Genomic DNA, 12,682 nt, shown 5'->3' with positions numbered 1-12,682 from the left:
AGGGGCCGTCGCGGCTTGTTTTCGCGCTAAATCGTTTCAACTCTGGCCAGAAATACCCCTCCGATTGAGTTTCGCCAACCAGTGAAAAGGTGTAGCCTCTATCTGGCCTCACTTCAACCCTTTGCCCGAAAGTTGCGTCACATCCAGATGCTGCTCCGTTTAATCCGCCATTATGGGCGCCCCTATCTTCCCTTCGTGTTCGCGGTGGTGGTGCTGCAGCTGATTGCCACCATCGCCGCGCTGTATCTGCCCAGCCTTAATGCCCAGATCATCGACCAGGGCGTTGCCCGCGGCGATACCGACTACATCTGGAGCACCGGCGGCGTGATGCTGACCGTCAGCTTTGTCCAGGTGGCCGCTGCGGTCGCCGGCGTGTACTTCGGCTCCAAGGCAGCGATGGCGGTGGGCCGCGACCTGCGCCGCGGCATCTTCCACAAGGTCACCGGGTTCTCTGCCCGCGAGGTGGGCCAGTTTGGCGCTCCCAGCCTGATCACCCGCGGCACCAACGACGTGCAGCAGGTGCAGATGCTGGTGCTGATGGGCCTGAACTTCATGGTGATGGCTCCCATCATGTGCGTGGGCGGCATCATCATGGCGGTCCGCGAAGACCTGCAGTTGTCCTGGCTGGTATGGGTCTCGGTGCCGCTGCTGTTCGTGGTGGTTGGCCTGCTGGTCTGGAAGCTGATGCCGCTGTTCCGCAGCATGCAGCAGAAAATCGACGGCATCAACGGCGTGCTCCGCGAGCAGATCACCGGCATCCGCGTGGTCCGGGCGTTCGTCCGCGAGCCGTACGAGGCCAAGCGCTTCGAGAAGGCCAACCGTGAACTGACCGACGTCTCGGTCTCGGTTGGCAACCTGTTCGTGCTGATGTTCCCCTCGATCGGCATGATCCTGCACCTGGCCACTGCCGCCGTGCTGTGGTTCGGCGGCCTGCGCGTGGACGCCGGGGACATTCAGGTCGGCGCGCTGACAGCCTTCCTGCAGTACCTGCTGCAGATCCTGATGGCGGTGATGATGGGTACCTTCATGGCGATGATGATCCCGCGCGCCTCGGTCTGTGCCGAACGCATCGGCGAGGTGCTCGACGTCGAGCCCTCGGTGCATGAACCCACCGAACCGGAGACGGCGCGCGAGCCCGCCGGAGTGGTCGAGTTCCGCAACGTGACCTTCGCCTATCCCGGCGCCGAAGTGCCGGTGCTGCGCGATGTCAGCTTCACCGCCCGGCCCGGCCAGACGACGGCGATCATTGGCAGTACCGGCGCCGGCAAGAGCACGCTGATCAGCATGCTGCCGCGCCTCATCGACGCCGGCAGCGGCGACGTGCTGATCGACGGCGTTCCGGTCACCCGGATGGCCCGCACCGACATCACCGACCGGGTTGCCCTGGTGCCGCAGCGGCCGTACCTGTTCTCCGGCTCGGTGGCCCACAACCTGCGCTTCGGCAATCCGGATGCCACGGACGATGAGCTCTGGGAAGCGTTGCGCGTGGCCCAGGGCGAGGGCTTCGTCCGCGCCAAGGACCATGGGCTCGAGTCAGCCGTCTCGCAGGGCGGCACCAACGTCTCCGGCGGGCAGCGGCAGCGGCTGTGCATTGCCCGGGCGCTGGTGGCCAAGCCCAAGGTCTACCTCTTCGACGACTCATTCTCCGCGCTGGACGTGGCAACCGACGCCAGGCTGCGGGCCGCGTTGAAGGGAACCACCAGGGACGCGACCGTGATCATCGTGGCCCAGCGCGTGGCCACGATCATCGAGGCGGACCAGATCCTGGTGATGGAGCACGGCCAGATCGTTGCCAGCGGCACCCATGAGGAACTGCTGGAAAGCTCCGAAACCTACCAGGAAATCGTTGATTCGCAGACCGCGGTGGAGGAAGTGGCATGAGCCCGGACAAGGAAACCCAGTCCGAGCTGGCCACCGGGCCGGACCCGGTAACAGCTCCCACCCCGGCGGCTGCCGCGGAGGCCGAGGCCGAGGTCCTGGAGGAGCAGTTCCAGCCCGGCGAGGCCGACCAGGACTTCATGACCGGGACCCCGGCCCGCAAGGCACAGCACTTCTGGCCGTCCGCCAAGCGTCTGTTCGGCCTGCTGAAGCCGGAGAAGGCCAGCATCACCCTGGTGCTGGCCATGGTGCTGGTGGCCGTGGTGCTGAACGTGATTGCGCCCAAGGTGCTGGGCAACGCCATGGACGTCATCTTCAACGGCGCCATCGGCATGAACCTGCCGGCCGGGGCCAGTCAGGAAGAAGTCATTGCCGGGCTGCGCGCGCAGGGTCAGGACCAGTTCGCGGACCTGCTCTCCGGGATGGAACTGGTGCCCGGCGTGGGCATCGACTTCCAATTGCTGGGCAACCTGATCCTGCTGGTGCTGGGGATGTACGTGGTCTCGTCGCTGTTCATGTGGCTGCAGGGCTGGCTGCTGAACCGGATTGTGATGCGGGTGGTCTTCGGCCTCCGCCGGGACGTGGAAGCCAAGCTGAACCGGCTGCCGCTGAACTATTTCGACACCCGCCAACGCGGCGACATGCTCTCCCGGGTGACCAACGACGTCGACAATATCCAGCAGGCACTGCAGCAGGCCTTCGCGCAGCTGATCATGTCCGCGCTGAGCCTGCTGGGCATCACCATCATGATGTTCATCGTCTCCTGGCAGCTTGCGCTGATCGCGCTGATCGCGCTGCCGCTGTCCGCCGTCGGCGCCGGATTGATCGGCACCCGCAGCCAGAAGCTGTTCACCGCGCAGTGGAAGCACACCGGTGCGCTGAACGGTCACATCGAGGAGTCGTTCAGCGGCCACGATCTGGTCCGCGCTTTCGGCCGCGAGCAGCAATCGGTGGAACAGTTCGACGAGAAGAACGAGGAACTGTACAAGGCCTCATTCGGTGCGCAGTTCGTCTCCGGCATGATCATGCCGGTGATGCAGTTCATCTCCTACCTGAGCTACGTGGGCATCGCCGTGGTCGGCGGCTTGCGGGTGGCGTCGGGGTCCATGACCTTGGGCGATGCCACCGCGTTCATCCAGTACTCGCGCGAATTCAACCAGCCGCTGAGCCAGATGGCGGGCATGGCCAACATGCTGCAGTCCGGCGTTGCCTCCGCGGAGCGGGTGTTCGAACTGCTCGACGCCGAGGAGCAGGAGCCGGACACGGCCACCGAGACGCTGCCGGCCAAGACCGACGGGCACGTGGAGTTCCACAACGTCAGCTTCAGCTACACGGCGGACAAGCCGTTGATCGAGGACCTCTCCTTCTCGGCGGCCCCGGGGCAAACGGTGGCCATCGTCGGGCCCACGGGCGCGGGCAAGACCACGCTGGTGAACCTGGTGATGCGGTTCTACGAGTTGGACGCCGGCCGGATCACGCTGGACGGTGTGGACATCACCGCGCTCAGCCGGGCCGAACTGCGGTCCAAGGTGGGCATGGTCCTGCAGGACGCGTGGCTGTTCGGCGGCTCCATCTTCGACAACATCCGCTACGGCAACCTGGAGGCCACCGAGGAAGAAGTCATGGCGGCGGCCAAGGCCACCTATGTGGACCGCTTCGTGCGGGCGCTGCCGGACGGCTACGACACGGTGATCGACGAGGAGGGCAACAACGTCTCCGCCGGCGAGAAGCAGCTGATCACCATCGCCCGCGCGTTCCTGGCCAACCCGTCGCTACTGATTCTGGACGAAGCCACCAGTTCGGTGGACACGCGCACCGAGCTGCTGGTCCAGCATGCGATGGCCGCGCTGCGCAGCGACCGGACCAGTTTTGTGATTGCGCACCGGCTCTCCACCATCCGGGACGCGGACGTGATCCTGGTCATGGAGGAGGGCAAGATCGTGGAGCAGGGCAACCACGCCGCGCTGCTGGCCGCCGAAGGACCGTACTACCGGCTCTACATGTCCCAGTTCGCGGCGGCAGCGGATCCGGTGCCCTGATCCGCTAAACCACGGAAGAACGACGGCGGTGCCTGGGTGAGGATTCGCATCCCACCCTCGGCACAGCCGTCGTGGCGTTAAACGGGTGTGCAGCCTTCGGCGATCCGCTCGGCCGCACGGCGCAGCGGTGGAAGATGGGCGGCGGTCGCCGCGTGCAGGGTGTCCGGGGTGGCCAGCATGTTGACGCCGACGGCGGCGATCACCGCTCCGGCGGCGTCCCTGACCGGCACGGAAACGGTGCGGTGGCCGGACTGCAGTTCGCTGTCGTTGACCGCGTAGCCTTGCCGGCGGACCTGCTCGATCTCCAGCCGGAAGCGTTCGGTGCTGTCGATGGTCTGCTCGGTCAGCCGGCTGAACTGGCTGCCCGCCAGGACGGCACGGAATTCATCCTCGCTGAGTCCGGCCATCAACACCTTGCCCATCGAGGATGCATGGGCCGGAATGCGTGCGCCAACGGTCAGCCCGGCCCGGATCATGCCGGGAACCCGGGTGGCTGCGATGCAGATGACGTCGCCGTCCGCCAGCACGCCTGCGGTGCACGGTTCCTCGAATTCACCTGTCAACCACTCGACGCCTTCGCGGGAGGCCAGCACCAGGGGAGAGCCGGACAGATAGCCGTAGCCCAGCTCCAGTGCCTGATGGGTCAGCGCGAACTTCTCCCCGCGGCAGCGCACATAGCCCAGTTGGACCAGCGTCCGCAGCACCCTGGCGGTGGCCGCCCGGTTCAGCCCGGTCCGGGCAGCCACGTCGGCGGCGCGCATGGACGGATTGCCGTGGTCAAACACGCTCAGCACGGACAGTCCGCGCGCCAAGGTGCGCACGGACTGCTCTGCAGGGGGCCGGAGAGCGGGCTCGCTGGTGATGGTCATCACTGGAGAGGATACCCGGGGCACCCCCTGACCGTGATGTCGGTTACACCGTGCGTAGCGGTGCCGTCAGTCCGTGTCGGGGCGGTCCTCGAGTACACCCAGCACGGAGGACTCCGGGACCCACATCACGTCGCCGTGCTCGGCGTTCGCCGCCCGGCCCATCACGAACAGCAGGCCCGACAGCCGGTTGAGGTAGCGTCCGGTCTCGCGGTTGACCACGTCGCCGTGTTCGTCCAGTGCGGCCCACACCGTTCGTTCGGCCCGGCGCACCGCGGTGCGGGCCTGGTAGAGCAGTGCGGCGGAGAGTGTTCCTCCGGGAAGAAGCATGCCGCTGAGATCGTCGGCTTCCTGCCTGAAGTGTTCGATGGCGCGTTCCAGCCGCTCCGCATGCTCCGGGATGATCCGCGCGTCTACGGCGAGGTTGCTGGGGTACGGCACCAGCAGGTCGGCCATCAGGTCGAACAGGTCGTTCTGCACGCTGACCAGCATCGCGTTGACCTCGGCGGGCAGCCCGCCGCCCGCCATGGCCACTGCCACGGCGGCGTTGGCGGCATCCACCTCGGCGTGCGCGACCACCCTCGGATCGTTCTTGGACACTTCGCCGTGGCTGCCGAAAACGGTGCGTCCGGTGTCTCCATAATGATCGGTTGCCGTCTGGTCGTCCGCTGCTGATTCGCCACGCTCATTCATGCCTGCAACTATACTTACGGGACGTTTGACATCGAAGAGCCACAGGAAGCCCGGGCTGCGCAAGGCACAACCGGTGACAATAGTGAGGACCATGATGAGCAACGAATACACTGGCCCCTTGCCGACTGTCTCCGAGGAATCGGACGACGGGCGGCGGGGCTGGAAGACCGTCGACAAGACGGTTTTCTTCGTTTCGGGCGGCATAATTGTCGCCGTCTGCCTGCTGGGCATTTTCGCTACGGAGCAGGTTACCGAAGTCGCCGGAGCCCTTCTCAGCTGGGTGACCAGCACCTTCGGCTGGCTGTTCATCCTCGGAGCCACAGGCTTCGTGGCGTTTGCGCTGGTGCTCGCCTTTGGCCGGTATGGCAATATCCCGCTCTCGCGCGAAGGCGAGTCGACCGAGTTCTCCACGTTGTCCTGGATTTCCATGATGTTCAGCGCGGGCATGGGCATCGGCCTGATGTTCTTTGGTGTCTATGAGCCGGTCACGCACCTGGCCTCGCCGCCCCCCTTCGTTGATGCTGCCCCGGGATCGCCCGAGGCGGCGAACAACGCGATGGCCTACACGCTCTTCCACTGGGGCCTGCATCCGTGGGCCATCTACTCGGTGGTGGGTCTGGCGCTTGCTTATTCCACCTACCGGATGGGCCGGGGCAACCTGATGAGCTCGCCCTTCCAGGCGCTCTTCGGCAGGGAACGGATCGAGAAAAAGGGCTGGGGCAAGCCGATCGATATCCTGGCCATCATCTGCACGAAGTTCGGTTCCGCGACCTCATTGGGCCTGGGCGCACTGCAGATCGCCGCCGGCCTGTCGCTGCTGCGGACGGGCCAGTTCGACGAAAATCCGGGAGCGGCCGCCCCCATCCTGATCATCTGCGTCCTGACCGTGGGCGTGGTGATTTCGGCTGCGAGCGGCGTCTCCCGGGGTATCAAATGGCTGAGCAACACCAATATGGTGCTGGCCTTTGTCCTGCTGCTGTTTGTGTTCGTCGTCGGGCCCACCGTCTTCATCCTTGACCTGATCCCGGCCTCGATCGGTGACTACCTGGCCAACCTGGTGCCCATGAGCTTCCACTCGGCCGTTTTCGGCGGCACCGAATGGTTGTCCAACTGGACCATCTTCTACTGGGCCTGGTGGATTTCCTGGACGCCCTTCGTTGGCACGTTCATTGCCAAGATCTCCCGCGGCCGGACGATCAAGGAATTCGTCCTGGGCGTGCTGCTGGTCCCCACCGCGGTAAGCGTGATCTGGTTCTCCATCTTCGGCGGCGCCGGCATCAACCTGCAACTGGGCGGGGAAGACATTGCCGGGGCAGGAAACGAGGCGGCCGCCTTCTTCGCGGTGCTGCAGCACTATCCGTTCTTCATCGGCGCGGCCATCATCGTGATGGTGCTGACTGCGGTGTTCTTTGTCAGCGGCGCCGACGCCGGCGCCGTGGTGCTCGGGACGCTGTCCTCCCGCGGCCGCAAGGATCCGTGGACGCCGCTGGTCATCCTCTGGGGCGTTCTCACCGGCACGGTGGCGGCTGTGCTGTTGTTCGTTGGCGGACTGGACGCGCTGCAGACGTTCACCATTCTGGCCTCGACGCCTTTCGTGCTGATCATCATCGGCTTGTGCGTGTCGCTGTACGTGGACCTGCGCCGAGATCCATTGCGGCAGCGGCGCCTGGGGCCGGTGCGCGGCGCGGTCAGTGTGCCCAGCAATGTGCCGTTTGCGGTGCCGACGACCACGTCGGAAATCAATGTGGTCGAAGCGGACGAGCCGCGGTTCACGAATGGTTCGGGCGGGCCGAACCATCCTGCCGGCGGCCTTCCCGAAGACGTCGGCGACGGAAAGAAACACGGACACCATCCGTAGCTAAACCAAGAAGGGCGGGGCCGGCGAATGTTCACCGGCCCCGCTCCGTTGTTCTCCGCGGTTGATAGGCCCCAGACGTGAAAGCCGACGAGCAATTCCGGGCCTTGGCTTGCGGTTACGTACTGCGGATTGTCAACAGCGCGTCATGTCCGTCGACAGGGGCCGGCCCGCTACTTCGCTGCTCTCGTGCCGAATCGGACTGGTGGCTCTTGACCACCGCCTCTTCTGGGTAAACGGTTGACTTGTCTCAATCACTCGCCACAGGAGAACCAGTGAACAATCCCAGCAGATTATTCGGCGCCATCGGCGCAGCGGCGTTGGTATGCACGATGGTCACCGCCGTCCCGGCTGGAGCGGCACCAGTGAAGTCCAACGCGCCGGGCCACGGAATATGCAAGACGTCGGACTCCCCGCAGTTCAGCGGGTGGACCAGCTATGAGGAGCTCGGGTCCCGGCTTGATCGTATTGAACAGAAGAGCGAGGGCCGCGTGGAAGTGGATGTGGTGGGCCAGTCCTCTCTCGGCCGCGACCTCTATACCGCCCGTGTCGGCAGCGGCGACCGTGTGCTGCTCATCCAAAGCGCCGTTCATGGCAATGAGCGGACCGGAACCGAAGCGCTTCTGGCGATCGTCGAGAAGCTAGGCTCCAGCAATGATGCTGAGACCCAGCGGACATTGGAAGAAGTCACCCTCATTGCCATGCCCATGGTGAACCCTGATGGCGGTGAACTGAATCGCCGCACCAACGTGCTGTCTTGGGATGAAGTGGAGCGCCTGCATCCGCAGCTTGAAGGGTCCATCCCTGCCTGGTACTACCGGACGGGCAACGGCGGCACAGACGTACCCGGCTTTGACTTGAACCGGGACTTCAACCCGGACCTCGAATATGTGCCGCAGCCGGAAGACATGCCGGGACGCCAGGTCGATGCGGGCTTCTTTCTCGCTCCGGAATCCCAGGCCATCAGGGACGTCTATGTTGACCTGCGGGCCGAATTCGGCGAAGTAGACGCCGTCGTCGATTTACACCACATGGGCCCCTGCAACGTTCAGACGGGAGGCGAACAGGACGGCAAACACATTTCCGTGGCTTTGGATTACCCGCCGCTGGGTGTCAACGATGGTGCTGCCTACAAGGAGGACTGGCCGCTGCTTGATCAAGATAAGTCCAGGCGGTATGCCTTGGCGGTGGCAGACGGGATCAAGGACAGCTACGGTTCCCAGTCGCCGCTGGCCGCTGTGGGCCGCTATCTTCACCCGGAGGAACGTGAATACGCCGGGCAGGGCCGCTCCGCGTTTGCGATGAACGGTTCGGCTACGGTCCTCTTTGAGGTCCGAGGCCAGTCGAATACATTCGGCCAGAAGATGAAGGGCATGCTGGTTAAGACGGTCCAGACCGGTCTGGAGTCGCTGATCGATTCAATGGCCACCGGCGAGGTGGATACGCTCGACGGAGACGACTTTTTCGAGTACCCGGATTACGGCTGGGACGACTCTGCCGACTGAGCACTATGGGCTTTAAGCAGCGACAACATTGATGGCGGCGGACACGGAACCTGCGGGTACGTGTCCGCCGCCGCTTGTAGTCGGTTCCCCTTACTCCTGCAGGACGCCGGCGAAGAAGTCCGAGAGTTCCTGGTACGCGTCGAGCGGAAGGACGTGGGCGACGTACTGATCCGGGCGGACCACCACCATGGCGCCCTGCTGGCGGTCGATGCCGCGCAGATCGAAGATGTCTTCCCCGGACTTCTGGTCCGGAGTGAAGACCTTCTCGTAGTCCTTCAGGCCAAACGGGGCCTTCTGCGGGAACAGGAAAGATGGCACGTCGTTGGCGTCCAGTTCCCGGTGGCCCTGCTGGAGGACGGCGCGGACATCGAAGACGGCGTCGGCGTCGGCGCCGGCCGGGGTGTAGCGCCGGACCGGCGAGTCTTCGGACTCGGCCAGGAAGCGGCACAGTTCGGCCAACCGGGAGCCTGCCGCACCGGGGTGAGCGGAGTCGGCAAAGGCGTAGATCCGCCAGCGGCCGTCCGCCCGGGCGGTGTGGCCCAAGCCCACGGGTTTGGCGTCGGCCAGCCGGACAACCGGGGCGGAGTAGAACCGCTGGCCGATCGGGAAACCCTTGGCCAGATGCTCATGGGTGTCCTCACCGGTGATCATCGACGGCGTGTAGTCGGTGGCGAAGCCAGCAGTAAAGCGGCCGGCCTCAACAAACTGCCGCTCCAGCTCGGCCGGCTCCAGACCTTCGTCGTCGGGCCGGTTCGGGTCCTTCGGGCGGGAGCTCACGGTCTTGGACCAGCGGATGTCGAAGTCGATCAGCTCCTGGGCCACGGCGTGGCGCTCGCCCGAGTACGTATCCAGCAGGGACTCGGGGCTGCGGCCTTCCAAGACGGCCGCGAGCTTCCAGCCCAGGTTGAAGCCGTCCTGCATCGAGACGTTCATGCCCTGGCCCGCCTTCGCGCTGTGCGTGTGGCAGGCGTCGCCGGCAATGAAGACGCGCGGGGTGCGCTGGCCGCGCTCTTCCGGTGCGACGTCGTCGAACCGGTCGGTAATGCGCTGGCCCACCTCGTAGACCGACCACCAGGCGATGTCCTTGACCTCCAGCGTGTACGGGTGCAGGATCCGCTGCGCCGCCTCGATGATCATGTCCGAGGTGAACCGCTGCCGGGCCTCGCGATCGCCCGGATCAAGATCGCCCAGGTCCACGTAGAGGCGGATCAGGTAGCCGCCTTCGCGCGGGATCAACAGGATGTTGCCATCCTGTGCCGACTGGATGGCAGCCTTGAAGCGGACATCCGGAAAGTCGGTGATGGCCAGGACGTCAGCCACGCCCCAGGCATGATTGCGGGCGTCTCCGCGCAGTTCCAAACCGATCGACCGACGGACCGAGCTGCGGGCGCCGTCGCAACCCACCACGTACTTGGCGCGGACGGTAACCTCTTCCGACGGTTCCTCGCCGTTGGTCCGGCGCATGGTGACGCTGACCGGGTAGTCACCCGATCCTTCGGCCTCGACGCCGGTGACTTCCAAGCCGTAGTCCGGTTCCAGCCGAGTGGGGGACTTGCGCATGTGCTCCAGCAGATAGTCCTGCATCCGGGCCTGGTTGACGATCACGTGCGGGTACTCGGACAACCCCTCCGCAACGTCCTGGACCCTGCCGCTGCGGACGATCCGTGAACGGTCCTGATCATCCGGCCGCCAGAACACGGTTTCGTTGACCCAGTACCCTTCGCGGACCAGGCGCTCGGCCAGGCCGAAGGCGTTGAACATTTCGACCGTCCGGCAGGCCACGCCGTCGGCCTGCCCCAGCGCCAGCGGGCCTTCCCGCCGTTCCACCACACGCGTGGTGATTCCCGGGAACTCGGCCAGTTGGGCGGCCAGCACTACCCCCGCCGGTCCGGTACCAACCACCAGGACATCCACCTCGTCCGGCATTACGCCCTGGCTGTCCGGGCGGCCTTCCGCGGCCGGCCGTAGTTCGGGGTCGCCTGGATGGTAGCCGTCGAGATAAAACTGCATGATGCTCCTGCTGGTTGGTTGGCCCTCGTCTGCGGGCTGCGTCGGTCGCGTTGCACCACATGGTAGTGACCGGCGCAACGCATCAGCCAAGAGATTCTGTCCGGCAGAATGTCATGGGGAGGGCGGAACGCCTTCCGCTTGAAGGTCGCCCAACACTGCTTCGCAGGTGGCATGGAGGGCCTGGATGACCTGCGGTTGCTGGATATCTCCGCTGCGGGACAACGGCGAGCTGATCGATACGGCCAGGGCTGCAGGCCGATCCGTTGTGGCCAGCGGTGCGCCGACCGCCGCGAGGTCCGCTTCCGTGCGCCCGAGGTTGACGGCGTAACCCCGAGTCCGCGCTTCCGCCAGCTCGCGCTGCAGGCCCTCCAGCTCCGCCGCTGCGAGGCTGCCGCCGGTTTTTTGCGCCTGCCGGCCGGTGTAGAGCTGCGCGACCGACGGCTCCGGCAGTGTGGCCAGGATGGCCTTGCCGGCGGAGGAGAGGTGTGCCGGAAGGACCGTGCCGGTGCGGTTGCCGACCCGGAGCAACTGAGGGCCCTCGGCCGTGAACAGGTAGCGGGCGGTGACGCCGACCCGCTCAACGAGGTTCACCGTTTCGCGCACTGAGAGCGCCAGCGCCTCAAGATGTGGGCGGGCGATCGTGGCGGCGCTACGGGCAGGGTCGGCGGCGGGGTCGGTTCGCAGGGTCGGACCGGCGCAGTAGCGCCGCTGGTCATCCTGCAAGGCAAAACCCCGGTACACCAGCATGGCCATGAGCCGGTGGGCGGTTGACGGGGCCACGTCCAGTGCCTTGGCCGCGTCGGTGATCCGCAGCCAGTCCCGCTCTTGGAGAAGCATGATCAGCTGCAGCGCCCGGTCGACGGAGTCCACTGCGTAGCCGGGCTTCTTCACGATGTTCATGTTCTGCACAGCAGAAGTTTAGTCCGTGAGTACGGAGCATGGCCCAGCCGCCCGCAGGCCCGTCGTCGCAAGCGACCGACACGGGTGCTGGGCAGCTAAGTTACCAGCGGGTAGCATGACGGCATGCACCTGATCTTCCGTACACTGTTGCTGCTTGTCATGGCGCGACGCCGGCCCGCGCTGGGAATTTGGGATTCGTCGACCCTGCCCCTGCGGGTGCTGCCTACCGACATCGACATTGCCCTGCACGTCAACAACGGGATGTACTTCTCGCTGATGGACCTTGGGCGCTTCGAGCTGATGGTGCGCGCCGGCGTCTGGGACGTCTTCCGCCGCAAGGGCTGGTCGCCGGTGGTCAGTGCGGAGACCATAGCCTTCCGCAAGTCGCTCACGCTCGGCCAGCGGTACAGCATTGAAACCCGGATCATCGGCTTCGACGACCGGGCCATCTATTTTGAGCAGCGCATGGTATCCGGCGGCGAGATCTATGCCCGCGCCTACGTTGCCACCCGGCTGGTGTCCCAGCAGGGGCCGGTTGCTAATGAGGAGATCTTCGCGGCGACCGGCCAGCAACCGCCGGCCGACCTGGTGCTGCCCGAGTGGCTGCATGAATGGCGGGAGAACAACGCGCTGCCCAGCACCCGGCGTCCCGCTCCGCACCGCTGGGTGCGCTGACTCTGGTCGGCGGCACCTCGTTGCCCTACGCTATGGGGGAGGGAGGTGAGCGGTCATGATCGCAGCACCCGGAGACCGCATCGTCATCAGGGGAAAGACGGTGGAATCCTCGGACCGGCACGGTGAAGTCATCGAGGTCCGCGGCGCCGGCGGCGCCCCGCCTTACTTCGTCAGATTCGACGACGGACACGAGAGCGTGGTCTTCCCAGGCACCGACTGCAGCATCGAGCACGCGGCCGGATAAGCGCTGCCGGGCAGGCT

The 12,682-nt window shown here is 65.5% G+C and carries 10 protein-coding genes; 6 read left to right on the top strand and 4 right to left on the bottom strand.

Annotated elements, in window-relative coordinates:
* Nucleotides 1-147 precede the first annotated feature (147 nt).
* On the top strand, nt 148-1,881 hold the full coding sequence (locus tag AB0N75_RS16860; protein ID WP_364652100.1) for an ABC transporter ATP-binding protein: 1,734 nt from the start codon (nt 148-150) through the stop codon (nt 1,879-1,881).
* A gap of 137 nt (nt 1,882-2,018) precedes the next feature.
* Nucleotides 2,019-3,917 carry an ABC transporter ATP-binding protein gene (locus tag AB0N75_RS16855; protein ID WP_364652121.1) on the top strand — a complete coding sequence of 633 codons (1,899 nt, stop codon included), beginning with the start codon at nt 2,019-2,021 and terminating at the stop codon, nt 3,915-3,917.
* A 77-nt stretch (nt 3,918-3,994) separates the two neighbouring features.
* On the opposite strand, the gene AB0N75_RS16850 is transcribed toward AB0N75_RS16855, so the two are convergent.
* Both AB0N75_RS16850 and AB0N75_RS16845 read right to left on the bottom strand, forming a co-directional pair.
* Entirely contained in the window at nt 3,995-4,786 is a 792-nt protein-coding gene (locus AB0N75_RS16850) for an IclR family transcriptional regulator C-terminal domain-containing protein (RefSeq protein ID WP_364652099.1), read from the bottom strand.
* 66 nt (nt 4,787-4,852) lie between these two features.
* Nucleotides 4,853-5,476 carry a cob(I)yrinic acid a,c-diamide adenosyltransferase gene (locus tag AB0N75_RS16845; protein ID WP_364652098.1) on the bottom strand — a complete coding sequence of 208 codons (624 nt, stop codon included), beginning with the start codon at nt 5,474-5,476 and terminating at the stop codon, nt 4,853-4,855.
* Nucleotides 5,477-5,594: 118 nt separating this feature from the next.
* Between AB0N75_RS16845 and AB0N75_RS16840 the strand changes: the two genes are divergently transcribed.
* Together AB0N75_RS16840 and AB0N75_RS16835 are read left to right on the top strand one after the other, a co-directional pair.
* Nucleotides 5,595-7,334 carry a BCCT family transporter gene (locus AB0N75_RS16840; protein ID WP_364652097.1) on the top strand — a complete coding sequence of 580 codons (1,740 nt, stop codon included), beginning with the start codon at nt 5,595-5,597 and terminating at the stop codon, nt 7,332-7,334.
* A 272-nt stretch (nt 7,335-7,606) separates the two neighbouring features.
* Nucleotides 7,607-8,836: a M14 family zinc carboxypeptidase gene (locus AB0N75_RS16835; RefSeq protein WP_364652096.1), complete on the top strand. Its 1,230-nt coding sequence runs from the start codon at nt 7,607-7,609 to the stop codon at nt 8,834-8,836.
* 90 nt (nt 8,837-8,926) lie between these two features.
* Here the strand turns inward: AB0N75_RS16835 and AB0N75_RS16830 are convergent, their stop codons facing one another.
* Entirely contained in the window at nt 8,927-10,846 is a 1,920-nt protein-coding gene (locus AB0N75_RS16830; RefSeq protein ID WP_364652095.1) for an FAD-binding monooxygenase, read from the bottom strand.
* A 111-nt stretch (nt 10,847-10,957) separates the two neighbouring features.
* The gene (locus AB0N75_RS16825; RefSeq protein ID WP_364652120.1) at nt 10,958-11,746 is read right to left on the bottom strand and encodes an IclR family transcriptional regulator; all 789 of its coding nucleotides are present in this window, start codon (nt 11,744-11,746) and stop codon (nt 10,958-10,960) included.
* 123 nt (nt 11,747-11,869) lie between these two features.
* Here AB0N75_RS16825 and AB0N75_RS16820 point away from each other — a divergent pair, with 123 nt between their 5' ends.
* Together AB0N75_RS16820 and AB0N75_RS16815 are read left to right on the top strand one after the other, a co-directional pair.
* Nucleotides 11,870-12,421, top strand: coding sequence for a thioesterase family protein (locus AB0N75_RS16820; protein WP_364652094.1), 552 nt, complete (start codon nt 11,870-11,872; stop codon nt 12,419-12,421).
* 55 nt (nt 12,422-12,476) lie between these two features.
* A complete protein-coding gene (locus AB0N75_RS16815; RefSeq protein WP_364652093.1) occupies nt 12,477-12,665 on the top strand; it encodes a DUF1918 domain-containing protein in 189 nt (62 codons plus the stop codon).
* Nucleotides 12,666-12,682: the final 17 nt, after the last annotated feature.

Source organism: Arthrobacter sp. NPDC089319, assembly GCF_040684925.1.
GTDB lineage: Bacteria > Actinomycetota > Actinomycetes > Actinomycetales > Micrococcaceae > Crystallibacter.
Note: the sequence above shows the minus strand (reverse complement) of the source record. Positions and strands in the feature narration are given on the sequence as shown.

Coding starts and splice junctions, on each gene's coding strand:
- AB0N75_RS16850 (WP_364652099.1), bottom strand. CDS start 4,786: ATGACCATCACCAGCGAGCCCGCTCTCCGGCCCCCTGCAGAGCAGTCC.
- AB0N75_RS16815 (WP_364652093.1), top strand. CDS start 12,477: ATGATCGCAGCACCCGGAGACCGCATCGTCATCAGGGGAAAGACGGTG.
- AB0N75_RS16820 (WP_364652094.1), top strand. CDS start 11,870: ATGCACCTGATCTTCCGTACACTGTTGCTGCTTGTCATGGCGCGACGC.
- AB0N75_RS16845 (WP_364652098.1), bottom strand. CDS start 5,476: ATGAATGAGCGTGGCGAATCAGCAGCGGACGACCAGACGGCAACCGAT.
- AB0N75_RS16855 (WP_364652121.1), top strand. CDS start 2,019: ATGACCGGGACCCCGGCCCGCAAGGCACAGCACTTCTGGCCGTCCGCC.
- AB0N75_RS16825 (WP_364652120.1), bottom strand. CDS start 11,746: ATGAACATCGTGAAGAAGCCCGGCTACGCAGTGGACTCCGTCGACCGG.
- AB0N75_RS16830 (WP_364652095.1), bottom strand. CDS start 10,846: ATGCAGTTTTATCTCGACGGCTACCATCCAGGCGACCCCGAACTACGG.
- AB0N75_RS16860 (WP_364652100.1), top strand. CDS start 148: ATGCTGCTCCGTTTAATCCGCCATTATGGGCGCCCCTATCTTCCCTTC.